This is a genomic window from Pseudomonas putida (genome assembly GCF_016406145.1).
Lineage (GTDB): Bacteria > Pseudomonadota > Gammaproteobacteria > Pseudomonadales > Pseudomonadaceae > Aquipseudomonas > Aquipseudomonas putida_E.
This window is the reverse complement of record NZ_CP066307.1, coordinates 1-23,458: the sequence shown is the minus strand read 5'-3', so window position 1 is coordinate 23,458 and position 23,458 is coordinate 1. Positions and strand designations below refer to the sequence as shown.

22 protein-coding genes and 7 pseudogenes are annotated in these 23,458 nt (G+C 59.3%); 17 read left to right on the top strand and 12 right to left on the bottom strand.

The annotated features are described in order from the left end of the window. Positions 1–828 precede the first annotated feature (828 nt). On the bottom strand, positions 829–3,858 hold the full coding sequence (locus JET17_RS26770; RefSeq protein ID WP_010799689.1) for a Tn3 family transposase: 3,030 nt from the start codon (positions 3,856–3,858) through the stop codon (positions 829–831). After that, on the bottom strand, positions 3,842–4,444 hold the full coding sequence (locus tag JET17_RS26765) for a recombinase family protein (protein WP_010465829.1): 603 nt from the start codon (positions 4,442–4,444) through the stop codon (positions 3,842–3,844). Before JET17_RS26765 ends, JET17_RS26770 begins: the two co-directional genes overlap by 17 nt. Before the next feature lie 191 nt (positions 4,445–4,635). Between JET17_RS26765 and JET17_RS26760 the strand changes: the two genes are divergently transcribed. From JET17_RS26760 to JET17_RS26740, 5 genes are read left to right on the top strand one after another with little or no spacing between them, the layout of a single operon-like run. Continuing rightward, positions 4,636–5,013, top strand: coding sequence for a type II toxin-antitoxin system RelE/ParE family toxin (locus JET17_RS26760; RefSeq protein ID WP_003151133.1), 378 nt, complete (start codon positions 4,636–4,638; stop codon positions 5,011–5,013). Beyond that, complete coding sequence (locus JET17_RS26755) at positions 4,994–5,329, top strand: helix-turn-helix domain-containing protein (protein ID WP_001172026.1); 336 nt, start codon at positions 4,994–4,996, stop codon at positions 5,327–5,329. Before JET17_RS26760 ends, JET17_RS26755 begins: the two co-directional genes overlap by 20 nt. A gap of 14 nt (positions 5,330–5,343) precedes the next feature. After that, entirely contained in the window at positions 5,344–5,679 is a 336-nt protein-coding gene (locus JET17_RS26750) for a hypothetical protein (RefSeq protein ID WP_000741275.1), read from the top strand. Between the two features lie 23 nt (positions 5,680–5,702). Further along, positions 5,703–6,029, top strand: a complete 327-nt coding sequence (locus tag JET17_RS26745; RefSeq protein ID WP_000091614.1) for a hypothetical protein — start codon at positions 5,703–5,705, stop codon at positions 6,027–6,029. A gap of 15 nt (positions 6,030–6,044) precedes the next feature. Beyond that, positions 6,045–6,386: a hypothetical protein gene (locus JET17_RS26740; RefSeq protein ID WP_025999701.1), complete on the top strand. Its 342-nt coding sequence runs from the start codon at positions 6,045–6,047 to the stop codon at positions 6,384–6,386. A gap of 39 nt (positions 6,387–6,425) precedes the next feature. On the opposite strand, the pseudogene JET17_RS26735 reads toward JET17_RS26740, so the two are convergent. Continuing rightward, positions 6,426–6,599, bottom strand: a pseudogene (locus JET17_RS26735) (IS6 family transposase); the annotation flags it as partial. A gap of 150 nt (positions 6,600–6,749) precedes the next feature. On the opposite strand from JET17_RS26735, the gene JET17_RS26730 reads away from it, so the two are divergent. From JET17_RS26730 to JET17_RS26710, 5 genes and pseudogenes are all read left to right on the top strand, one after another. After that, positions 6,750–7,565: an aminoglycoside O-phosphotransferase APH(3')-Ia gene (locus JET17_RS26730; protein ID WP_000018326.1), complete on the top strand. Its 816-nt coding sequence runs from the start codon at positions 6,750–6,752 to the stop codon at positions 7,563–7,565. 156 nt (positions 7,566–7,721) lie between these two features. Then, entirely contained in the window at positions 7,722–8,426 is a 705-nt protein-coding gene (locus JET17_RS26725; protein WP_001067855.1) for an IS6-like element IS26 family transposase, read from the top strand. A gap of 53 nt (positions 8,427–8,479) precedes the next feature. After that, positions 8,480–8,800 (top strand): annotated as a pseudogene (locus JET17_RS26720) (recombinase family protein); the annotation flags it as partial. 65 nt (positions 8,801–8,865) lie between these two features. Next, positions 8,866–9,669 carry an aminoglycoside O-phosphotransferase APH(3'')-Ib gene (gene aph(3'')-Ib, locus JET17_RS26715; RefSeq protein ID WP_001082319.1) on the top strand — a complete coding sequence of 268 codons (804 nt, stop codon included), beginning with the start codon at positions 8,866–8,868 and terminating at the stop codon, positions 9,667–9,669. Beyond that, positions 9,669–10,505, top strand: coding sequence for an aminoglycoside O-phosphotransferase APH(6)-Id (locus tag JET17_RS26710; RefSeq protein ID WP_000480968.1), 837 nt, complete (start codon positions 9,669–9,671; stop codon positions 10,503–10,505). The genes aph(3'')-Ib and JET17_RS26710 overlap by 1 nt, the downstream gene beginning before the upstream one ends. 83 nt (positions 10,506–10,588) lie before the next feature. Here JET17_RS26710 and JET17_RS26705 read toward each other — a convergent pair. The 3 genes and pseudogenes from JET17_RS26705 to repC form a co-directional block, all read right to left on the bottom strand. Beyond that, positions 10,589–10,815 (bottom strand): annotated as a pseudogene (locus JET17_RS26705) (APH(3'') family aminoglycoside O-phosphotransferase); the annotation flags it as partial. Positions 10,816–10,875: 60 nt separating this feature from the next. Further along, complete coding sequence (gene sul2, locus JET17_RS26700) at positions 10,876–11,691, bottom strand: sulfonamide-resistant dihydropteroate synthase Sul2 (RefSeq protein WP_001043265.1); 816 nt, start codon at positions 11,689–11,691, stop codon at positions 10,876–10,878. Positions 11,692–11,998: 307 nt separating this feature from the next. After that, positions 11,999–12,850: a replication protein C, IncQ-type gene (repC, locus tag JET17_RS26695; RefSeq protein ID WP_000240536.1), complete on the bottom strand. Its 852-nt coding sequence runs from the start codon at positions 12,848–12,850 to the stop codon at positions 11,999–12,001. A gap of 329 nt (positions 12,851–13,179) precedes the next feature. Between repC and JET17_RS27610 the strand changes: the two are divergent. Both JET17_RS27610 and JET17_RS26690 read left to right on the top strand, forming a co-directional pair. Continuing rightward, positions 13,180–13,266: pseudogene (locus tag JET17_RS27610) on the top strand (cysteine hydrolase); the annotation flags it as partial. A 137-nt stretch (positions 13,267–13,403) separates the two neighbouring features. After that, entirely contained in the window at positions 13,404–14,288 is an 885-nt protein-coding gene (locus JET17_RS26690) for a DMT family transporter (protein ID WP_000058717.1), read from the top strand. Positions 14,289–14,319: 31 nt separating this feature from the next. Here JET17_RS26690 and tet(A) read toward each other — a convergent pair whose 3' ends face one another. Further along, on the bottom strand, positions 14,320–15,519 hold the full coding sequence (tet(A), locus tag JET17_RS26685) for a tetracycline efflux MFS transporter Tet(A) (RefSeq protein WP_001973670.1): 1,200 nt from the start codon (positions 15,517–15,519) through the stop codon (positions 14,320–14,322). A 105-nt stretch (positions 15,520–15,624) separates the two neighbouring features. Between tet(A) and tetR(A) the strand changes: the two genes are divergently transcribed. Beyond that, entirely contained in the window at positions 15,625–16,275 is a 651-nt protein-coding gene (gene tetR(A), locus JET17_RS26680) for a tetracycline resistance transcriptional repressor TetR(A) (RefSeq protein WP_000164043.1), read from the top strand. 31 nt (positions 16,276–16,306) lie between these two features. On the opposite strand, the pseudogene JET17_RS26675 reads toward tetR(A), so the two are convergent. The 3 genes and pseudogenes from JET17_RS26675 to intI1 (JET17_RS26665) all read right to left on the bottom strand — a co-directional run. Then, positions 16,307–16,516 (bottom strand): annotated as a pseudogene (locus JET17_RS26675) (relaxase); the annotation flags it as partial. Positions 16,517–16,602: 86 nt separating this feature from the next. Then, positions 16,603–17,529, bottom strand: coding sequence for a recombinase family protein (locus JET17_RS26670; protein ID WP_004574516.1), 927 nt, complete (start codon positions 17,527–17,529; stop codon positions 16,603–16,605). A gap of 300 nt (positions 17,530–17,829) precedes the next feature. After that, positions 17,830–18,843 (bottom strand): class 1 integron integrase IntI1, encoded by a 1,014-nt coding sequence (gene intI1, locus JET17_RS26665; RefSeq protein WP_000845048.1) that lies wholly within the window; start codon positions 18,841–18,843, stop codon positions 17,830–17,832. A 101-nt stretch (positions 18,844–18,944) separates the two neighbouring features. Here intI1 (JET17_RS26665) and sul1 point away from each other — a divergent pair, with 101 nt between their 5' ends. From sul1 to JET17_RS26650, 4 genes and pseudogenes are all read left to right on the top strand, one after another. Continuing rightward, the gene (gene sul1, locus JET17_RS26660; RefSeq protein ID WP_015272384.1) at positions 18,945–19,820 is read left to right on the top strand and encodes a sulfonamide-resistant dihydropteroate synthase Sul1; all 876 of its coding nucleotides are present in this window, start codon (positions 18,945–18,947) and stop codon (positions 19,818–19,820) included. A 127-nt stretch (positions 19,821–19,947) separates the two neighbouring features. Next, positions 19,948–20,448, top strand: a complete 501-nt coding sequence (locus JET17_RS26655; protein ID WP_000376623.1) for a GNAT family N-acetyltransferase — start codon at positions 19,948–19,950, stop codon at positions 20,446–20,448. A gap of 320 nt (positions 20,449–20,768) precedes the next feature. Further along, a pseudogene (locus JET17_RS27470) lies at positions 20,769–20,837 on the top strand (hypothetical protein); the annotation flags it as partial. A gap of 117 nt (positions 20,838–20,954) precedes the next feature. Then, positions 20,955–21,719, top strand: coding sequence for an IS6-like element IS6100 family transposase (locus JET17_RS26650; RefSeq protein ID WP_043936525.1), 765 nt, complete (start codon positions 20,955–20,957; stop codon positions 21,717–21,719). A gap of 139 nt (positions 21,720–21,858) precedes the next feature. Here JET17_RS26650 and JET17_RS27465 read toward each other — a convergent pair. Both JET17_RS27465 and intI1 (JET17_RS26645) read right to left on the bottom strand, forming a co-directional pair. Next, positions 21,859–21,927 (bottom strand): annotated as a pseudogene (locus JET17_RS27465) (hypothetical protein); the annotation flags it as partial. A 403-nt stretch (positions 21,928–22,330) separates the two neighbouring features. After that, complete coding sequence (gene intI1 / locus JET17_RS26645; RefSeq protein WP_000845048.1) at positions 22,331–23,344, bottom strand: class 1 integron integrase IntI1; 1,014 nt, start codon at positions 23,342–23,344, stop codon at positions 22,331–22,333. Positions 23,345–23,458: the final 114 nt, after the last annotated feature.

Genomic DNA, 23,458 nt, shown 5'->3' with positions numbered 1-23,458 from the left:
GATTCCCCGGAGCGGTTGCCGCCGCTGGTTTCCGGGGTGTTGAAGCGGTATTGCTTCGACGTGGTTAGTATCTCAAATCGCGGCCCTGTCGTCAACTGTTGGTCAAATAATCTTTGACGAATAATTGACTTGACGCGGCGCGCTTTTCGGAGCTGCTTAGATGCCGAGGTGGGAGCGGGAGGTAAACATAAAGCGCGCCCGCGAAGCGGGTGCAGCCCCGCTTTTGCCCTGGAGCGTAAGTCTCCCCCGGTGGATCTGCTCGTCAGCCTTCGGTTGGTCGCGGTAAGCCCCGACTACCCGGAGCTGGGCCGCCGTCATGGGGACCGTGGAATAGCGGAGCGACCGGAGGGAGTGAGCATATGCCGCGAAAGCCCCTTGACGGCATAGGCCCAGCGGAGGGTAGGCGAATAGGGCTGATAGCGGCCAGCCGGAGGGTGATGAGCACACCCAGGACGCGCAGGGGCGGCAAGGTGGCCAGCAGGCCGCCGCGCAGGCCGACAGGCCGGAGGGCAAGCGGAGCGCGCAGCGCCTGGCGGGCCAGGTGCGCAGTAGGAAAGCCGTGGCCAAGGTTTCGCATGGGCAAGAAAAAGCCCGCTTGCGCGGGCTTCTGTGGAGGCTTATCGCCGTGGGTTGGTGTGCAGGCCCCAGCCGTACACTGGTGGTTGATCGCTGATGCGAATACCGCGTGTGTCTTCGCAAATCCGACCCGCGACTACTGCGCCTGGTGAGTAGATCTGACCGCCCAGCAGGCAGCCACGGGCAGGAGCTGGGGCAGGGCGGTTTGCCTTCGCTTCCAGGGGTTGTACGCCGGAATCCCAGAAATTTCCGTCAGCCCAGCTCCAGTCCCGCCACGAGCGCATCCAGGTCGATGAACTTGCCGTCAGTCTGGAAGGTGTAATGCCCGTTCAGCAGGATGTGCCGCCAGGCCGCTGGCGACATCTGCGTGATCAACGCCAGCGCCTTGGCATTGCCAGCTGCCTCGTACTTCGTCAGCAGCAGGGACAGGATCGCCGAGTTGTAGAAGATGATCGCGTTGCCGATCAGCCTGGCGCACTGGTTGCTGATCTCGATTTCGATGTCGGTGCGGCCGGTCAATTCCTTCTTCCCACCGACTTGGGCGATGGTCGAGCGTAGCTGGTGATAGGACTCAATGCGGTTCTGCGAGCGGTGAACATTACGCTCCAGTTGCGGGTCGCGCAGGTAGCGCAGTGTGTAGATACTGCGGATGAGCTTGTCGAACTCGAAGATTGCGCGCCGCGTCGGGTTCGGCGCCGTATAGGTGCACAGCTTGCGGATCAGCGTGCCCTGCGTCATTTCCTTCAGGCCCAGTGTGGCGACGATTCGGTCGATGTTCGCCTTCTCACCGACGATGAGTTGCCGGTCGATCTGGCCAGCCGGCCGGATCAGGCATTTCTCGTACAATGCCAGATCATCGGCGCAATACAGCTCCTGCAACTGGTCGTCGAGGTCGGTGAAGCGCGGCTCGAAACGAAGTCCGAACCAGTGCAGGATGGCGAAGTTGGCCTTGTTGATGCTGTGCATGTCGCCGGTGATCGCGCTCGGCACGATGTCCGACGTGTTGCGGTACCAGATGTCGAACACGTGGTGAGCCTCGTACTCGTGTGCGCCTATCAGGTAGCCGTTCAACGGCACGTGATTGCACAGCAGCGTGTAGGCGACGACGCCCTTGCCGCGGCCGAAATATTTGCGCGAGTAGCGCGCCTTCACAGTTGGTCGCTCGACGCCGAATTTCTGCCCATCAACGGCACCGTACAACGAATCGAGGTCGAACGAGTAATGCGGGAAGATCGGCAGTGCGGCGATGGCGTTGCTGATGCAATCGTTGGCCACATGTAGCGTCGCCTGGCGCAGGTACTGCTGGTAGGTACTCTCCAGGACGTGGTACGGGATGTCGCTGGTACGTGCCATAACCTGGTTGCCGTGGTTCATGGCTTGGGCAATGATCACCGCCATCAGACTGTCGGCGTCGGCTACCTTCTTCGCATAGCGTGGCTGCAATGGTGTCAGCGCCGACAGGAACTGGCACTGGCCGTTGACGAAGCGAAACACGTCGGCGACATCGCAGTATGGCAGTTGCTCGTAGAGAGCTTGCTCGCGCGCCTTCTGGTTCTCCCCCTTGGGCTTGCGCCAGGTCAGTCTCTGCGTGTCCTTGTCGTATTCCAGGTGCGTCAGCTTGCCCTGTTTCAGCTCGCGATTGAACGCCACCCATTGCGCACGCAACTCGGCCGCCAGTGCATCGAGCTGGGCACTGACCGGCTGCCGCAGGAAGGGGATGTCCATCTGCGCGAGCACGGCGGCTTTCTCGTCCATCGAAACCAACTCGTCGGACAAATGCCGGTGCTGCAAGCTGTCGTCAATGTAGAGCTCGCCCGCCTGGAAGCGTTTCCTGACCTGACGGTAAAGCCAGAATTCGTAACGATCGGCATGCAGGCCTGTCGGCGTGCCTTCGGCATCGAACATCAGCAGGTACGGACGCAAGCGTTTCGGCAGCGTTGCCGCCGGACATTCGTCGAGTGGCCGTTGTGATAGGCGCTGCTGCTTGGCGAACACGCTCTTGGCCCAAGTCAGCGCCGCGAGCCATGGGTTATCGGGGGCCGTGCCGGCGAAGTCGAGCGCGACGTACAGCGGCCGTAGATGGCGTCGAATGCGTTCGGCCAGGCCGTCCACCGCCTGCCAGTGCAGCGCCAGTTTGTTCAGTGGCTTGACGCTCATGCGCTGCGCCGTGTTTTGCAGCAATTCCCTGGACATGATTTTGTAGGCGCGTTGGCGCACCTCGCCGAACGGCGTCGGATCGGCCACGCTGTCGTCCACGTACAGCGACAGCAGGCGGCCAACCTGCGGCGTTTCCTGATGGCGTCGCAGCTGTTCGGCGACAAAGGACTGTTTCGCACCCGTGCGGCTCTCGTCCTCAAGTTTTTTCATGTGGAAGGCCATCGCGTCGACCAGGTTGTCGGTGAGCTGCCGGTAACGTACCCAGGCATAGCACAGCAGGTAGAGCCGGGTCTGCTCCGCCTTCAGGTGGCGCAGGTCATGGACGGTATAGAAGTTCGCCAGGCTCGCGTAGTACAGCAGGTTCTGCTGCGAGATGCCGAGCTTGGGCAGCAGCGCCTTGGCGATCCCGTGCAAGGACTTCAGCGTGGCGCGCTTCTCGCGCTCCCCTGCCATCTGACGCCAGCCGAAATCTTTAGCGTCCTGCTTGAGCGCTGCCAGTTGAGACAGGGTGTCGTCACGCACCAGGAGCTGGCCCAGCGCAGCTTTGGCCGATTCGTCCAACACTTCTGCCAGCAAGCCGCCCAAGCGCCTGCGTTCGGTGGACAGGGCTTCACTGACCAGCTCTTGTAAGGTGGTGTGGCCGGGCCGGATGATTTTGTGCTCGCTGAGCCAAACGATCAGTTCGGCGGCCACGAATCCTGGCATTACGTCGCGCCGCACGATCTGTTCAGCCTGCTGTGCCAGTTGCGGCAGGAAGCTAGCCGCCCACGACCGGTAGCCGAACAGTTCGGCGATCTGACCCCTCTGGCTGTAGTGCTCATGCTTGGTGATCGCCTTGCGTTCGAACGCTTCGCCGTGGAAATAGCGACTCAGCACGAAGGCGCAATCGTCCTCGACCTCATGCCAATCGAAGCGGAAGAAAGCATGCTTGGCCTTGAAGTAGCCGATCTGCAAGACGCAATAGACTTGGGCCTGCAGGCTAGGCCGGCTGCTGGCGAACGCCAGTTCAGATTCGGTCAACGCCAGGTATTCCAGCCGCTGAGCATCGTCGAAGTCCGGTAGGCCGTACAAGGCTTCCTGCTCTGCGTCAGAAAAGACGGTGAGTAGCTTATTCTTGTTGCTCATCGACCGTCCTTCCCGCACCACGCCAACCTGCTCGCGTCAATGTTTCGATCAACGTAGTGCGCTTGACATTGAAGTTGCGGCACACCGCCGCCTTAGACATGCCGCCATCGAGCGCGGCGACGATGGCGTCCAGCTTCTCACCAGTGATCGCCTGCGGCCGGCCGCCGATCCGGCCGCGTTTGCGTGCGGCGGCCAAGCCCGCGACGACGCGCTCCTGAATCAAGGCGCGCTCGTACTGCGCGAGCGCACCGAACACCTGGAACAGGAATTCGCCCGAGGGCGTCGTAGTGTCCAGGTTCTCTGTCAGCGAGCGGAACGCCACCCGCTTGTCCTTGAGCGAAGTCACAATGGCGAGCAGGTGCGACAGCGAGCGACCGAGCCGGTCGAGTTTCCACACCACCAGCACATCGCCGGCTCGAACGAACTCAAGCGCCCGCGCCAAGCCGGCACGGTCATCCTTCGCGCCAGAGGCACGATCCTCAAACAGGTGACGCGGATCGACGCCGGCGGCGAGCAGCGCGTCGCGCTGCAAGTCCGTGCTCTGGCGGTCGGAGTCCGACGACACGCGCATGTAGCCAACCAACATAGGCGGATAACCATCAAAAACAGGTTTCCGCATAATAGTGAATAGCGATAGAGTTTTCCGTACATTTTTGAGGGGGTGTTGCACAGGTAGCACAGCGGCGGCTGACAGCCTGTCGCAAAACAAATGTTTTACGACACCTCCTTGAGGTTGCCGCGTTTACATCATTACCTGAACAGGTATAAAATTCCGTCATGACAAACAAAGAAAAACCGCTCGAATGGATCGCGAGCAGCCACAAGGATTTGATGGCGTTGCCGTCCGACGTGCGTCGCCGTTTCGGTTACGCGCTCTCGTTGGCGCAGATAGGCGATCAGGATGACGCAGCAAAGGTGCTCAAGGGGTTCGGTGGTGCCGGCGTGCTGGAGGTCGTCGAAGACGATGCCGGCGGCACCTATCGAGCGGTATACACGGTCAAGTTTGCGGAAGCGGTGTTCGTCCTGCACTGCTTCCAGAAGAAGAGCAAGAGCGGAATCGCCACGCCAAAGGCCGACATGGACATCATCCGCGCTCGGCTGAAGGTGGCCGAGGTATTGGCACAGGAGCTACGAAATGCAAAAACGAATCATTGAAGGCGTCGAGGTTCAGCGCAGCTCGGGCAACGTCTTTGCCGACCTTGGACTGCCTGACGCTGAAAAGCTCAAGATCAAGACCGGCCTGGTGGTCGAGATCAGGAGGGCCATGCGCGCCCTTGGGCTGACTCAACAAGCGGCGGCCAAACGCATGGGCATCCCGCAACCGAAGGTGTCGGGCATGATGCGCGGCGACTTCACCAATCTATCCGAACGCAAGCTGATGGATTGTCTGAATCGCCTCGGCTACGACATCGAAATCAAGGTACGGCCAGCAGCCGAGCCGATCGGGCATCTAACGCTCGCAACCGCTTAATCGGAGCCCTCCTGATGGCAGCCCGCATCACCGACGACGAATGGGACGAACTGACTCCCGAGAATTTCGATACCACGGCACTGCTGCGTGCAGTCGATGCCGTGGACGTGCTGCGCGGCGATTTGAATGACAGCGCAGACGGCGCACCTCCGCAACTGCGCACCGACCTGTTGAAGCTGCATCAACTGGCAATGGCCGCGTTCAACGAGGGATCACGCAGCCGAGTGGCTGAGCTATTTGATCTCGCCGTGGATCTTCAGGATCAGGTTGATCATCTGATGACCTCGCTGGAACAAGTGCAAGAAACCCTGTCCCGGTTGACGGCGCTCTACCCAGAAAGCCTGTCCTGAATGTTCTTGGAGACAACCACATCATGAGCCGCAGCCGCCGCAAAACGCCCATCGTTGGGCACACGACCTGCCGTAGCGAGCGCGAGGACAAGAAACTCTGGCATCAGCGCTGGCGAACTCACGAGCGCACCGCGCTGGCCAGCGCGTCGCCGGAAGCTCTATGCGCCCATCTGCCTCTACTGGAAAACCAGGTCAGCAACGTCTGGTCGATGGGTAAGGATGGCCGCTCCTACTGGCCCATCAAGCGCCAGGCCGCCACGGCGGATCGCATTGCCAACCACAAGGGACGCAATCCGCAAGAGCGCGCCTCCCTGAAAAAGCGTCTGCTGCGCAAGTGGATGAGCAAATGAACCTGTCCACCGGCTATCGCTTGGGCGCGAATCGCTGAAGAAGCAGAACTCCCAGCCGGCTACGAGGGCACGGCGACGCCAGAGGCGCATCGGGCCTGCGAGGTGATCCAGGAGCGGATTCGAGAGCACGTCGTCGCCACCAATGACATGCGGCTGTTCGGCCTGCTGCACCTGCTTGGGCAGGCGTCGCTGCGCATGGAGCAAGCGCTGTGGCCGGAAGAATATGCGCGGATGACCCGCGAGGTCGAGGAAGCTCTCCGAGAGGCCGACGACCCCAACGCCAAGTCGTACACCCACGAAGAAGTCATGCGGGCGATGCAGGAACTCATCGACCAAGCGCGAGACAAGCCATGTTGATCGGCTGACGGAAATTTCTGGGTTTCCGGCTTACAACCCCATTTCAGGCGCATAACGCTGAACCCAGCGGTAAATCGTGGAGTGATCGACATTCACTCCGCGTTCAGCCAGCATCTCCTGCAGCTCACGGTAACTGATGCCGTATTTGCAGTACCAGCGTACGGCCCACAGAATGATGTCACGCTGAAAATGCCGGCCTTTGAATGGGTTCATGTGCAGCTCCATCAGCAAAAGGGGATGATAAGTTTATCACCACCGACTATTTGCAACAGTGCCAACCCATGTTATATTGCACAAGATAAAAATATATCATCATGAACAATAAAACTGTCTGCTTACATAAACAGTAATACAAGGGGTGTTATGAGCCATATTCAACGGGAAACGTCTTGCTCGAGGCCGCGATTAAATTCCAACCTGGATGCTGATTTATATGGGTATAGATGGGCTCGCGATAATGTCGGGCAATCAGGTGCGACAATCTATCGATTGTATGGGAAGCCCAATGCGCCAGAGTTGTTTCTGAAACATGGCAAAGGTAGCGTTGCCAATGATGTTACAGATGAGATGGTCAGACTAAACTGGCTGACGGCATTTATGCCTCTTCCGACCATCAAGCATTTTATCCGTACTCCTGATGATGCATGGTTACTCACCACTGCGATCCCCGGGAAAACAGCATTCCAGGTATTAGAAGAATATCCTGATTCAGGTGAAAATATTGTTGATGCGCTGGCAGTGTTCCTGCGCCGGTTGCATTCGATTCCTGTTTGTAATTGTCCTTTTAACAGCGATCGCGTATTTCGTCTCGCTCAGGCGCAATCACGAATGAATAACGGTTTGGTTGATGCTAGTGATTTTGATGACGAGCGTAATGGCTGGCCTGTTGAACAAGTCTGGAAAGAAATGCATAAGCTTTTGCCATTCTCACCGGATTCAGTCGTCACTCATGGTGATTTCTCACTTGATAACCTTATTTTTGACGAGGGGAAATTAATAGGTTGTATTGATGTTGGACGAGTCGGAATCGCAGACCGATACCAGGATCTTGCCATCCTATGGAACTGCCTCGGTGAGTTTTCTCCTTCATTACAGAAACGGCTTTTTCAAAAATATGGTATTGATAATCCTGATATGAATAAATTGCAGTTTCATTTGATGCTCGATGAGTTTTTCTGATAGTTAGTCTTTGTAGAGACACAAACCTGAAATTCCGGACACCGCGCTTCAGGACATCTCCCTGGACGCCGATATCTGGCAGTATCCGGACGGGGCACTGTTGCAAATAGTCGGTGGTGATAAACTTATCATCCCCTTTTGCTGATGGAGCTGCACATGAACCCATTCAAAGGCCGGCATTTTCAGCGTGACATCATTCTGTGGGCCGTACGCTGGTACTGCAAATACGGCATCAGTTACCGTGAGCTGCAGGAGATGCTGGCTGAACGCGGAGTGAATGTCGATCACTCCACGATTTACCGCTGGGTTCAGCGTTATGCGCCTGAAATGGAAAAACGGCTGCGCTGGTACTGGCGTAACCCTTCCGATCTTTGCCCGTGGCACATGGATGAAACCTACGTGAAGGTCAATGGCCGCTGGGCGTATCTGTACCGGGCCGTCGACAGCCGGGGCCGCACTGTCGATTTTTATCTCTCCTCCCGTCGTAACAGCAAAGCTGCATACCGGTTTCTGGGTAAAATCCTCAACAACGTGAAGAAGTGGCAGATCCCGCGATTCATCAACACGGATAAAGCGCCCGCCTATGGTCGCGCGCTTGCTCTGCTCAAACGCGAAGGCCGGTGCCCGTCTGACGTTGAACACCGACAGATTAAGTACCGGAACAACGTGATTGAATGCGATCATGGCAAACTGAAACGGATAATCGGCGCCACGCTGGGATTTAAATCCATGAAGACGGCTTACGCCACCATCAAAGGTATTGAGGTGATGCGTGCACTACGCAAAGGCCAGGCCTCAGCATTTTATTATGGTGATCCCCTGGGCGAAATGCGCCTGGTAAGCAGAGTTTTTGAAATGTAAGGCCTTTGAATAAGACAAAAGGCTGCCTCATCGCTAACTTTGCAACAGTGCCCGCTCAGATCGACACCACGACTGCGTCCGGTCGCATGGTGTTCGGAATCTTCGCCACCTTGGCCGAGTTCGAGCGGGATCTGATCCGAGAGCGCACCATGGCGGGTCTCGCCTCCGCGAGAGCGCGCGGTCGCAAGGGCGGACGAAAATTCGCGCTCACCAAAGCTCAGGTGCGTCTCGCGCAAGCCGCCATGGCCCAGCGCGATACTTCAGTTTCCGATCTCTGCAAGGAACTCGGCATCGAGCGCGTCACTCTCTACCGATATGTCGGTCCCAAAGGCGAGCTCAGAGACCATGGAAAGCATGTTCTCGGACTTACGTAGCAACTCGTTTCTTTTCGCAGGTTGAGCCACCTCCGCGCTTCATCAGAAAACTGAAGGAACCTCCATTGAATCGAACTAATATTTTTTTTGGTGAATCGCATTCTGACTGGTTGCCTGTCAGAGGCGGAGAATCTGGTGATTTTGTTTTTCGACGTGGTGACGGGCATGCCTTCGCGAAAATCGCACCTGCTTCCCGCCGCGGTGAGCTCGCTGGAGAGCGTGACCGCCTCATTTGGCTCAAAGGTCGAGGTGTGGCTTGCCCCGAGGTGATCAACTGGCAGGAGGAACAGGAGGGTGCATGCTTGGTGATAACGGCAATTCCGGGAGTACCGGCGGCTGATCTGTCTGGAGCGGATTTGCTCAAAGCGTGGCCGTCAATGGGGCAGCAACTTGGCGCTGTTCACAGCCTATCGGTTGATCAATGTCCGTTTGAGCGCAGGCTGTCGCGAATGTTCGGACGCGCCGTTGATGTGGTGTCCCGCAATGCCGTCAATCCCGACTTCTTACCGGACGAGGACAAGAGTACGCCGCAGCTCGATCTTTTGGCTCGTGTCGAACGAGAGCTACCGGTGCGGCTCGACCAAGAGCGCACCGATATGGTTGTTTGCCATGGTGATCCCTGCATGCCGAACTTCATGGTGGACCCTAAAACTCTTCAATGCACGGGTCTGATCGACCTTGGGCGGCTCGGAACAGCAGATCGCTATGCCGATTTGGCACTCATGATTGCTAACGCCGAAGAGAACTGGGCAGCGCCAGATGAAGCAGAGCGCGCCTTCGCTGTCCTATTCAATGTATTGGGGATCGAAGCCCCCGACCGCGAACGCCTTGCCTTCTATCTGCGATTGGACCCTCTGACTTGGGGTTGATGTTCATGCCGCCTGTTTTTCCTGCTCATTGGCACGTTTCGCAACCTGTTCTCATTGCGGACACCTTTTCCAGCCTCGTTTGGAAAGTTTCATTGCCAGACGGGACTCCTGCAATCGTCAAGGGATTGAAACCTATAGAAGACATTGCTGATGAACTGCGCGGGGCCGACTATCTGGTATGGCGCAATGGGAGGGGAGCAGTCCGGTTGCTCGGTCGTGAGAACAATCTGATGTTGCTCGAATATGCCGGGGAGCGAATGCTCTCTCACATCGTTGCCGAGCACGGCGACTACCAGGCGACCGAAATTGCAGCGGAACTAATGGCGAAGCTGTATGCCGCATCTGAGGAACCCCTGCCTTCTGCCCTTCTCCCGATCCGGGATCGCTTTGCAGCTTTGTTTCAGCGGGCGCGCGATGATCAAAACGCAGGTTGTCAAACTGACTACGTCCACGCGGCGATTATAGCCGATCAAATGATGAGCAATGCCTCGGAACTGCGTGGGCTACATGGCGATCTGCATCATGAAAACATCATGTTCTCCAGTCGCGGCTGGCTGGTGATAGATCCCGTCGGTCTGGTCGGTGAAGTGGGCTTTGGCGCCGCCAATATGTTCTACGATCCGGCTGACAGAGACGACCTTTGTCTCGATCCTAGACGCATTGCACAGATGGCGGACGCATTCTCTCGTGCGCTGGACGTCGATCCGCGTCGCCTGCTCGACCAGGCGTACGCTTATGGGTGCCTTTCCGCAGCTTGGAACGCGGATGGAGAAGAGGAGCAACGCGATCTAGCTATCGCGGCCGCGATCAAGCAGGTGCGACAGACGTCATACTAGATATCAAGCGACTTCTCCTATCCCCTGGGAACACATCAATCTCACCGGAGAATATCGCTGGCCAAAGCCTTAGCGTAGGATTCCGCCCCTTCCCGCAAACGACCCCAGACCTCGGGGCAAGCCACACCTCGACCTTTGAGCCAAATGAGGCGGTCACGCTCTCCAGCGAGCTCACCGCGGCGGGAAGCAGGTGCGATTTTCGCAAGGCATGCCCGTCACCACGTCGAAAAACAAAATCACCAGATTCTCCGCCTCTGACAGGCAACCAGTCAGAATGCGATTCACCAAAAAAAATATTAGTTCGATTCAATGGAGGTTCCTTCAGTTTTCTGATGAAGCGCGAATATAGAGAAATATCCCGAATGTGCAGTTAACGAATTCTTGCGGTTTCTTTTAGCGCCGCCAATACCGCCAGCCCGTCGCGCAAGGGGCGCGGCTCGTGTGTGCGGATGAAGTCAGCTCCACCTGCGGCGGCGGCAAGCTCTGCAGCGAGTGTCGCGGCCCCGACATCCCCCGGACCACGGCCTGTGAGCGCGCGCAGAAAGGATTTGCGCGAAACAGACAGAAGCACCGGCAAATCGAAGCGCAGCCGCAATTCATCGAACCGCGCCAGCACCGAGAGCGAGGTTTCGGGAGCAGCCCCCAGAAAAAACCCCATGCCGGGATCAAGGACAAGGCGGTTGCGTTTGATACCGGCACCCGTCAGCGCCGCGATGCGCGCGTCAAAGAACGCCGCAATGTGATCCATGATGTCGCCAGCGGGTGCCTCGCGCCGATCTGCCTGCCCGTCTTGCACCGAATGCATAACGACGAGTTTGGCAGATGATTTCGCCAATTGCGGATAGAACGCAGCGTCTGGAAAACCGCGAATATCATTGAGATAGGCCACACCACGCGACAAGGCATAGGCTTGCGTCGCGGGTTGATAACTGTCGAGCGAGACGGGAATGCCATCTGCCTTGAGCGCGTCCAGCACCGGCGCGATACGCTCGATTTCTGTGTCGGACGAAACAGGCGCGGCGTCGGGGTTGCTGGATGCCGGACCGAGGTCGATCACATCTGCCCCCTCGGCCATCAGCTTACGCGCCTGCGCAATGGCTGCGTCTGGCGCCAGATACCGGCCTCCATCGGAGAAACTGTCCGAGGTTATGTTGACGATGCCGAAAATGATGAGCGATTTATTCATGGGGGCTTCTATAATAATAATAATCGAGCATGAGTCTCATACGGATGCTCGGGTCGAAAGGGAATCCCCAGGCGAGTAACCTGTTTGCGGTGATCCATTAGCTGCAGGAGCAGAAGAGCATACATCTGGAAGCAAAGCCAGGAAAGCGGCCTATGGAGCTGTGCGGCAGCGCTCAGTAGGCAATTTTTCAAAATATTGTTAAGCCTTTTCTGAGCATGGTATTTTTCATGGTATTACCAATTAGCAGGAAAATAAGCCATTGAATATAAAAGATAAAAATGTCTTGTTTACAATAGAGTGGGGGGGGTCAGCCTGCCGCCTTGGGCCGGGTGATGTCGTACTTGCCCGCCGCGAACTCGGTTACCGTCCAGCCCAGCGCGACCAGCTCCGGCAACGCCTCGCGCACCCGCTGGCGGCGCTTGCGCATGGTCGAACCACTGGCCTCTGACGGCCAGACATAGCCGCACAAGGTATCTATGGAAGCCTTGCCGGTTTTGCCGGGGTCGATCCAGCCACACAGCCGCTGGTGCAGCAGGCGGGCGGTTTCGCTGTCCAGCGCCCGCACCTCGTCCATGCTGATGCGCACATGCTGGCCGCCACCCATGACGGCCTGCGCGATCAAGGGGTTCAGGGCCACGTACAGGCGCCCGTCCGCCTCGTCGCTGGCGTACTCCGACAGCAGCCGAAACCCCTGCCGCTTGCGGCCATTCTGGGCGATGATGGATACCTTCCAAAGGCGCTCGATGCAGTCCTGTATGTGCTTGAGCGCCCCACCACTATCGACCTCTGCCCCGATTTCCTTTGCCAGCGCCCGATAGCTACCTTTGACCACCATGGCATCAGCGGTGACGGCCTCCCACTTGGGTTCCAGGAACAGCCGGAGCTGCCGTCCGCCTTCGGTCTTGGGTTCCGGGCCAAGCACTAGGCCATTAGGCCCAGCCATGGCCACCAGCCCTTGCAGGATGCGCAGATCATCAGCGCCCAGCGGCTCCGGGCCGCTGAACTCGATCCGCTTGCCGTCGCCGTAGTCATACGTCACGTCCAGCTTGCTGCGCTTGCGCTCGCCCCGCTTGAGGGCACGGAACAGGCCGGGGGCCAGACAGTGCGCCGGGTCGTGCCGGACGTGGCTGAGGCTGTGCTTGTTCTTAGGCTTCACCACGGGGCACCCCTTGCTCTTGCGCTGCCTCTCCAGCACGGCGGGCTTGAGCACCCCGCCGTCATGCCGCCTGAACCACCGATCAGCGAACGGTGCGCCATAGTTGGCCTTGCTCACACCGAAGCGGACGAAGAACCGGCGCTGGTCGTCGTCCACACCCCGCGTGACAGTTATTGCAGGGGTTCGTGACAGTTAGTACGGGAGTGACGGGCACTGGCTGGCAATGTCTAGCAACGGCAGGCATTTCGGCTGAGGGTAAAAGAACTTTCCGCTAAGCGATAGACTGTATGTAAACACAGTATTGCAAGGACGCGGAACATGCCTCATGTGGCGGCCAGGACTGCTGCTACGACCCGGATCGGGATGCCCACGAAGCTCTGTTGCGTTCCGGGTTCGGCGGACGTGTACAGGTCGTGTAATTTTCGGGCCTCGCATGATCGCGGCCATAGCCGCAGGTGGATTGGTGCGAGGCAGGGCCAGTCCAAGTCAGGGTGCGGTCATCGCGGCGCCTGCAACTCTCAAAAACCCATCGCCGTAGCGGAGGTCTTGTAATCGCATGTCATTACGCACGCCCGATTTATTGTTCACAGCGATAGCACCTGCCATTTGGGGCAGCACCTACATTGTCACCACCCAATACCTGCCGAACTTCTCACCGATGACGGTCGCGATGCTGCGGGCGTTGCCGGCGGGTTTATTGCTCGTGATGATCGTCCGACAGATTCCAACGGGAATCTGGTGGATGCGCATCTTCATCCTCGGCGCACTTAATATTTCGCTATTCTGGAGCTTGTTGTTTATTTCGGTCTACCGCCTGCCGGGCGGGGTCGCGGCGACGGTAGGCGCTGTGCAGCCGCTGATGGTCGTGTTCATCTCTGCCGCTCTGCTAGGTAGCCCGATACGATTGATGGCGGTCCTGGGGGCTATTTGCGGAACTGCGGGCGTGGCGCTGTTGGTGTTGACACCAAACGCAGCGCTAGATCCTGTCGGCGTCGCAGCGGGCCTGGCGGGGGCGGTTTCCATGGCGTTCGGAACCGTGCTGACCCGCAAGTGGCAACCTCCCGTGCCTCTGCTCACCTTTACCGCCTGGCAACTGGCGGCCGGAGGACTTCTGCTCGTTCCAGTAGCTTTAGTGTTTGATCCGCCAATCCCGATGCCTACAGGAACCAATGTTCTCGGCCTGGCGTGGCTCGGCCTGATCGGAGCGGGTTTAACCTACTTCCTTTGGTTCCGGGGGATCTCGCGACTCGAACCTACAGTTGTTTCCTTACTGGGCTTTCTCAGCCCGGGGACCGCCGTGTTGCTAGGATGGTTGTTCTTGGATCAGACGCTGAGTGCGCTTCAAATCATCGGCGTCCTGCTCGTGATCGGGAGTATCTGGCTGGGCCAACGTTCCAACCGCACTCCTAGGGCGCGTATAGCTTGCCGGAAGTCGCCTTGACCCGCATGGCATAGGCCTATCGTTTCCACGATCAGCGATCGGCTCGTTGCCCTGCGCCGCTCCAAAGCCCGCGACGCAGCGCCGGCAGGCAGAGCAAGTAGAGGGCAGCGCCTGCAATCCATGCCCACCCGTTCCACGTTGTTATAGAAGCCGCATAGATCGCCGTGAAGAGGAGGGGTCCGACGATCGAGGTCAGGCTGGTGAGCGCCGCCAGTGAGCCTTGCAGCTGCCCCTGACGTTCCTCATCCACCTGCCTGGACAACATTGTTTGCAGCGCCGGCATTCCGATGCCACCCGAAGCAAGCAGGACCATGATCGGGAACGCCATCCATCCCCGTGTCGCGAAGGCAAGCAGGATGTAGCCTGTGCCGTCGGCAATCATTCCGAGCATGAGTGCCCGCCTTTCGCCGAGCCGGGCGGCTACAGGGCCGGTGATCATTGCCTGGGCGAGTGAATGCAGAATGCCAAATGCGGCAAGCGAAATGCCGATCGTGGTCGCGTCCCAGTGAAAGCGATCCTCGCCGAAAATGACCCAAAGCGCGGCCGGCACCTGTCCGACAAGTTGCATGATGAAGAAGACCGCCATCAGGGCGGCGACGACGGTCATGCCCCGGGCCCACCGGAACGAAGCGAGCGGGTTGAGAGCCTCCCGGCGTAACGGCCGGCGTTCGCCTTTGTGCGACTCCGGCAAAAGGAAACAGCCCGTCAGGAAATTGAGGCCGTTCAAGGCTGCCGCGGCGAAGAACGGAGCGTGGGGGGAGAAACCGCCCATCAGCCCACCGAGCACAGGTCCCGCGACCATCCCGAACCCGAAACAGGCGCTCATGAAGCCGAAGTGCCGCGCGCGCTCATCGCCATCAGTGATATCGGCAATATAAGCGCCGGCTACCGCCCCAGTCGCCCCGGTGATGCCGGCCACGATCCGCCCGATATAGAGAACCCAAAGGAAAGGCGCTGTCGCCATGATGGCGTAGTCGACAGTGGCGCCGGCCAGCGAGACGAGCAAGATTGGCCGCCGCCCGAAACGATCCGACAGCGCGCCCAGCACAGGTGCGCAGGCAAATTGCACCAACGCATACAGCGCCAGCAGAATGCCATAGTGGGCGGTGACGTCGTTCGAGTGAACCAGATCGCGCAGGAGGCCCGGCAGCACCGGCATAATCAGGCCGATGCCGACAGCGTCGAGCGCGACAGTGCTCAGAATTACGATCAGGGGTCTGTTGGGTTTCACGTCTGGCCTCCGGACCAGCCTCCGCTGGTCCGATTGAACGCGCGGATTCTTTATCACTGATAAGTTGGTGGACATATTATGTTTATCAGTGATAAAGTGTCAAGCATGACAAAGTTGCAGCCGAATACAGTGATCCGTGCCGCCCTGGACCTGTTGAACGAGGTCGGCGTAGACGGTCTGACGACACGCAAACTGGCGGAACGGTTGGGGGTTCAGCAGCCGGCGCTTTACTGGCACTTCAGGAACAAGCGGGCGCTGCTCGACGCACTGGCCGAAGCCATGCTGGCGGAGAATCATACGCATTCGGTGCCGAGAGCCGACGACGACTGGCGCTCATTTCTGATCGGGAATGCCCGCAGCTTCAGGCAGGCGCTGCTCGCCTACCGCGATGGCGCGCGCATCCATGCCGGCACGCGACCGGGCGCACCGCAGATGGAAACGGCCGACGCGCAGCTTCGCTTCCTCTGCGAGGCGGGTTTTTCGGCCGGGGACGCCGTCAATGCGCTGATGACAATCAGCTACTTCACTGTTGGGGCCGTGCTTGAGGAGCAGGCCGGCGACAGCGATGCCGGCGAGCGCGGCGGCACCGTTGAACAGGCTCCGCTCTCGCCGCTGTTGCGGGCCGCGATAGACGCCTTCGACGAAGCCGGTCCGGACGCAGCGTTCGAGCAGGGACTCGCGGTGATTGTCGATGGATTGGCGAAAAGGAGGCTCGTTGTCAGGAACGTTGAAGGACCGAGAAAGGGTGACGATTGATCAGGACCGCTGCCGGAGCGCAACCCACTCACTACAGCAGAGCCATGTAGACAACATCCCCTCCCCCTTTCCACCGCGTCAGACGCCCGTAGCAGCCCGCTACGGGCTTTTTCATGCCCTGCCCTAGCGTCCAAGCCTCACGGCCGCGCTCGGCCTCTCTGGCGGCCTTCTGGCGCTCCTGCTGCGGCGTCCGCTCGTGGGCCGTGGCGCGGGTCCGCGCGCCGGCCTCGTGGGGTCGTTTGCGGGAAGGGGCGGAATCCTACGCTAAGGCTTTGGCCAGCGATATTGGGGTTTGGGGAGCAATGGAACAGAAAGTGCACTTAAGCCCTACCAGCGCCGTTCAGAGCCTTCTTCCCAGGCATCGGCTTCGATAAAGCAGTTGCGCATGTCGGCTTCCTGGCTGATCTCGGTCAGCAAGTCATGCACGGTCTTGTCCAGCTCATCGTCGCTCCGATACGGAATGGCCAGTTCGTAGTTGCCCGACTCCAGCCGTTTCATACTGTAGGGCTCCAAGCAGTAGCGCTCGATATTTTCCTTGGCCCGTTTCCGGCCGCGAACGAACTTGCTGTTGTTCACCACCGCCAGGCGCAGCGTGACGGTGGCCACCTGCTCGGCGGCGGGCTCTGCCGGCGACGCGACATTGCGTTGCTGACCTCGCGGCTGGGCGCTCTTCTGGTGTGCGCCGATCTCAACACCACGATGGCGCAGGTAGCTGTACAGCGTGCTCTTGGAGATGTGTAACTTCTCGCCGATGGCGCTGACGCTCAGGCGGCCCTCGCGGTACAGCGTCTCGGCCGCCATGGAGGTGGCCTCGGCCTTGGCTGGGAGGCCCTTGGGACGGCCACCGATCCGGCCCCGCGCCCGCGCGGCCGACAAACCCGCCTGAGTCCGCTCGCGGATCAGCTCGCGCTCGAACTCGGCCAGCGAGGCAAACAGGTTGAACACCAAGCGACCTTGGGCGTGGGTGGTGTCGATTGGGTCATTCAGGCTCTGCAAGCCGACCTTGCGCTCTGCCAGCTCGCCGACCAGCTCGACCAGGTGTTTGAGGGAGCGCCCGAGGCGATCCAGCTTCCAGATCACCACGGTGTCGCCCGCTCGAACATGGGCTAGCAACTTGTCCAACTCCGGCCGGGCGCTTTTCGCGCCGCTGGCGATGTCTTGATAGATGCGTTCGCACCCGGCCTGTTTCAGGGCATCGACCTGGAGGTCGGCGTTCTGATCCCGAGTGCTCACCCGCGCATAACCGATCTTCATCAAAAGTACCGTTTACTCGACTACGTTAGTAATAGTTGAACTTTGATTAAGCGTACCAGTTATTTGAACCGTAGCGCAGGTAGGTTAACCAGCCGATTTGTCGTTTTCAGAAGACGGCTGCACTGAACGTCAGAAGCCGACTGCACTATAGCAGCGGAGGGGTTGGATCCATCAGGCAACGACGGGCTGCTGCCGGCCATCAGCGGACGCAGGGAGGACTTTCCGCAACCGGCCGTTCGATGCGGCACCGATGGCCTTCGCGCAGGGGTAGTGAATCCGCCAGGATTGACTTGCGCTGCCCTACCTCTCACTAGTGAGGGGCGGCAGCGCATCAAGCGGTGAGCGCACTCCGGCACCGCCAACTTTCAGCACATGCGTGTAAATCATCGTCGTAGAGACGTCGGAATGGCCGAGCAGATCCTGCACGGTTCGAATGTCGTAACCGCTGCGGAGCAAGGCCGTCGCGAACGAGTGGCGGAGGGTGTGCGGTGTGGCGGGCTTCGTGATGCCTGCTTGTTCTACGGCACGTTTGAAGGCGCGCTGAAAGGTCTGGTCATACATGTGATGGCGACGCACGACACCGCTCCGTGGATCGGTCGAATGCGTGTGCTGCGCAAAAACCCAGAACCACGGCCAGGAATGCCCGGCGCGCGGATACTTCCGCTCAAGGGCGTCGGGAAGCGCAACGCCGCTGCGGCCCTCGGCCTGGTCCTTCAGCCACCATGCCCGTGCACGCGACAGCTGCTCGCGCAGGCTGGGTGCCAAGCTCTCGGGTAACATCAAGGCCCGATCCTTGGAGCCCTTGCCCTCCCGCACGATGATCGTGCCGTGATCGAAATCCAGATCCTTGACCCGCAGTTGCAAACCCTCACTGATCCGCATGCCCGTTCCATACAGAAGCTGGGCGAACAAACGATGCTCGCCTTCCAGAAAACCGAGGATGCGAACCACTTCATCCGGGGTCAGCACCACCGGCAAGCGCCGCGACGGCCGAGGTCTTCCGATCTCCTGAAGCCAGGGCAGATCCGTGCACAGCACCTTGCCGTAGAAGAACAGCAAGGCCGCCAATGCCTGACGATGCGTGGAGACCGAAACCTTGCGCTCGTTCGCCAGCCAGGACAGAAATGCCTCGACTTCGCTGCTGCCCAAGGTTGCCGGGTGACGCACACCGTGGAAACGGATGAAGGCACGAACCCAGTGGACATAAGCCTGTTCGGTTCGTAAGCTGTAATGCAAGTAGCGTATGCGCTCACGCAACTGGTCCAGAACCTTGACCGAACGCAGCGGTGGTAACGGCGCAGTGGCGGTTTTCATGGCTTGTTATGACTGTTTTTTTGTACAGTCTATGCCTCGGGCATCCAAGCAGCAAGCGCGTTACGCCGTGGGTCGATGTTTGATGTTATGGAGCAGCAACGATGTTACGCAGCAGGGCAGTCGCCCTAAAACAAAGTTGGGTGACGGTGTTCGGCATTCTGAATCTCACCGAGGACTCCTTCTTCGATGAGAGCCGGCGGCTAGACCCCGCCGGCGCTGTCACCGCGGCGATCGAAATGCTGCGAGTCGGATCAGACGTCGTGGATGTCGGACCGGCCGCCAGCCATCCGGACGCGAGGCCTGTATCGCCGGCCGATGAGATCAGACGTATTGCGCCGCTCTTAGACGCCCTGTCCGATCAGATGCACCGTGTTTCAATCGACAGCTTCCAACCGGAAACCCAGCGCTATGCGCTCAAGCGCGGCGTGGGCTACCTGAACGATATCCAAGGATTTCCTGACCCTGCGCTCTATCCCGATATTGCTGAGGCGGACTGCAGGCTGGTGGTTATGCACTCAGCGCAGCGGGATGGCATCGCCACCCGCACCGGTCACCTTCGACCCGAAGACGCGCTCGACGAGATTGTGCGGTTCTTCGAGGCGCGGGTTTCCGCCTTGCGACGGAGCGGGGTCGCTGCCGACCGGCTCATCCTCGATCCGGGGATGGGATTTTTCTTGAGCCCCGCACCGGAAACATCGCTGCACGTGCTGTCGAACCTTCAAAAGCTGAAGTCGGCGTTGGGGCTTCCGCTATTGGTCTCGGTGTCGCGGAAATCCTTCTTGGGCGCCACCGTTGGCCTTCCTGTAAAGGATCTGGGTCCAGCGAGCCTTGCGGCGGAACTTCACGCGATCGGCAATGGCGCTGACTACGTCCGCACCCACGCGCCTGGAGATCTGCGAAGCGCAATCACCTTCTCGGAAACCCTCGCGAAATTTCGCAGTCGCGACGCCAGAGACCGAGGGTTAGATCATGCCTAGCATTCACCTTCCGGCCGCCCGCTAGCGGACCCTGGTCAGGTTCCGCGAAGGTGGGCGCAGACATGCTGGGCTCGTCAGGATCAAACTGCACTATGAGGCGGCGGTTCATACCGCGCCAGGGGAGCGAATGGACAGCGAGGAGCCTCCGAACGTTCGGGTCGCCTGCTCGGGTGATATCGACGAGGTTGTGCGGCTGATGCACGACGCTGCGGCGTGGATGTCCGCCAAGGGAACGCCCGCCTGGGACGTCGCGCGGATCGACCGGACATTCGCGGAGACCTTCGTCCTGAGATCCGAGCTCCTAGTCGCGAGTTGCAGCGACGGCATCGTCGGCTGTTGCACCTTGTCGGCCGAGGATCCCGAGTTCTGGCCCGACGCCCTCAAGGGGGAGGCCGCATATCTGCACAAGCTCGCGGTGCGACGGACACATGCGGGCCGGGGTGTCAGCTCCGCGCTGATCGAGGCTTGCCGCCATGCCGCGCGAACGCAGGGGTGCGCCAAGCTGCGGCTCGACTGCCACCCGAACCTGCGTGGCCTATACGAGCGGCTCGGATTCACCCACGTCGACACTTTCAATCCCGGCTGGGATCCAACCTTCATCGCAGAACGCCTAGAACTCGAAATCTAACGTCCGTTCGGGCATCGAGGTCCATGTCGGGGTGGGACGGGCCCGTGGCTTCAAGATCACTTGCAGTCCGACCGCGATGTCTTGGTTGCGCGAGAGGTTGTCGATATCCTCCACTTCCATCATCAACCCTGGATAATGCCGCCGCCGTCATCGCCGCCGACGCCCGTGCCGGGCTTTTCGGGCCTGTCAGGCTTGCTCGGCCTTCAGCCTGCCTGGGCGAGATCTCCGGCGGACGGATTAACGGCGGAGCTTCGCCGCCTTTCGTGCGTGTGAAGGCCGAAGATAGTTCTCTCAAAAACATCCGTTTATGAGAGATACCAAATGTCATTTTCAGAAGACGACTGCACCAGTTGATTGGGCGTAATGGCTGTTGTGCAGCCAGCTCCTGACAGTTCAATATCAGAAGTGATCTGCACCAATCTCGACTATGCTCAATACTCGTGTGGGCTCTGTTGCAAAAATCGTGAAGCTTGAGCATGCTTGGCGGAGATTGGACGGACGGAACGATGACGGATTTCAAGTGGCGCCATTTCCAGGGTGATGTGATCCTGTGGGCGGTGCGCTGGTATTGTCGCTATCCGATCAGCTATCGCGACCTTGAGGAAATGCTGGCGGAACGCGGCATTTCGGTCGACCATACGACGATCTATCGCTGGGTCCAGTGCTACGCCCCGGAGATGGAGAAGCGGCTGCGCTGGTTCTGGCGGCGTGGCTTTGATCCGAGCTGGCGCCTGGATGAAACCTACGTCAAGGTGCGGGGCAAGTGGACCTACCTGTACCGGGCAGTCGACAAGCGGGGCGACACGATCGATTTCTACCTGTCGCCGACCCGCAGCGCCAAGGCAGCGAAGCGGTTCCTGGGCAAGGCCCTGCGAGGCCTGAAGCACCGGGAAAAGCCTGCCACGCTCAATACCGACAAAGCGCCGAGCTATGGTGCAGCGATCACCGAATTGAAGCGCGAAGGAAAGCTGGACCGGGAGACGGCCCACCGGCAGGTGAAGTATCTCAATAACGTGATCGAGGCCGATCACGGAAAGCTCAAGATACTGATCAAGCCGGTGCGCGGTTTCAAATCGATCCCCACGGCCTATGCCACGATCAAGGGATTCGAAGTCATGCGAGCCCTGCGCAAAGGACAGGCTCGCCCCTGGTGCCTGCAGCCCGGCATCAGGGGCGAGGTGCGCCTTGTGGAGAGAGCTTTTGGCATTGGGCCCTCGGCGCTGACGGAGGCCATGGGCATGCTCAACCACCATTTCGCAGCAGCCGCCTGATCGGCGCAGAGCGACAGCCTACCTCTGACTGCCGCCAATCTTTGCAACAGAGCCTCCGTCGCCATGCTCACCTCGCTTTGGTGCACACGAGTATTGAGCATAGTCGAGATTGGTGCAGATCACTTCTGATATTGAACTGTCAGGAGCTGGCTGCACAACAGCCATTACGCCCAATCAACTGGTGCAGTCGTCTTCTGAAAATGACATTTCTACATGGCGTTTGGATTCTCGCAAACGACCGTTATTGAGAGTCCTTCGGTGTTGGGAGTAAGTCCCGCGCAACTCGACTCCCGGCCGCAACGAAGATGAATGCCACGATCAGCGCGATAGTGCCGTCAACCGGGTATTCCGCTGCGTCGATATAACCTTGCCTTGCCCCGACGAAGGTTATAACGAGCGTTGCAAAGATTGTCGTTTTCAGAAGACGGCTGCACTGAACGTCAGAAGCCGACTGCACTATAGCAGCGGAGGGGTTGGATCCATCAGGCAACGACGGGCTGCTGCCGGCCATCAGCGGACGCAGGGAGGACTTTCCGCAACCGGCCGTTCGATGCGGCACCGATGGCCTTCGCGCAGGGGTAGTGAATCCGCCAGGATTGACTTGCGCTGCCCTACCTCTCACTAGTGAGGGGCGGCAGCGCATCAAGCGGTGAGCGCACTCCGGCACCGCCAACTTTCAGCACATGCGTGTAAATCATCGTCGTAGAGACGTCGGAATGGCCGAGCAGATCCTGCACGGTTCGAATGTCGTAACCGCTGCGGAGCAAGGCCGTCGCGAACGAGTGGCGGAGGGTGTGCGGTGTGGCGGGCTTCGTGATGCCTGCTTGTTCTACGGCACGTTTGAAGGCGCGCTGAAAGGTCTGGTCATACATGTGATGGCGACGCACGACACCGCTCCGTGGATCGGTCGAATGCGTGTGCTGCGCAAAAACCCAGAACCACGGCCAGGAATGCCCGGCGCGCGGATACTTCCGCTCAAGGGCGTCGGGAAGCGCAACGCCGCTGCGGCCCTCGGCCTGGTCCTTCAGCCACCATGCCCGTGCACGCGACAGCTGCTCGCGCAGGCTGGGTGCCAAGCTCTCGGGTAACATCAAGGCCCGATCCTTGGAGCCCTTGCCCTCCCGCACGATGATCGTGCCGTGATCGAAATCCAGATCCTTGACCCGCAGTTGCAAACCCTCACTGATCCGCATGCCCGTTCCATACAGAAGCTGGGCGAACAAACGATGCTCGCCTTCCAGAAAACCGAGGATGCGAACCACTTCATCCGGGGTCAGCACCACCGGCAAGCGCCGCGACGGCCGAGGTCTTCCGATCTCCTGAAGCCAGGGCAGATCCGTGCACAGCACCTTGCCGTAGAAGAACAGCAAGGCCGCCAATGCCTGACGATGCGTGGAGACCGAAACCTTGCGCTCGTTCGCCAGCCAGGACAGAAATGCCTCGACTTCGCTGCTGCCCAAGGTTGCCGGGTGACGCACACCGTGGAAACGGATGAAGGCACGAACCCAGTGGACATAAGCCTGTTCGGTTCGTAAGCTGTAATGCAAGTAGCGTATGCGCTCACGCAACTGGTCCAGAACCTTGACCGAACGCAGCGGTGGTAACGGCGCAGTGGCGGTTTTCATGGCTTGTTATGACTGTTTTTTTGTACAGTCTATGCCTCGGGCATCCAAGCAGCAAGCGCGTTACGCCGTGGGTCGATGTTTGATGTTATGGAGCAGCAACGATGTTACGCAGCA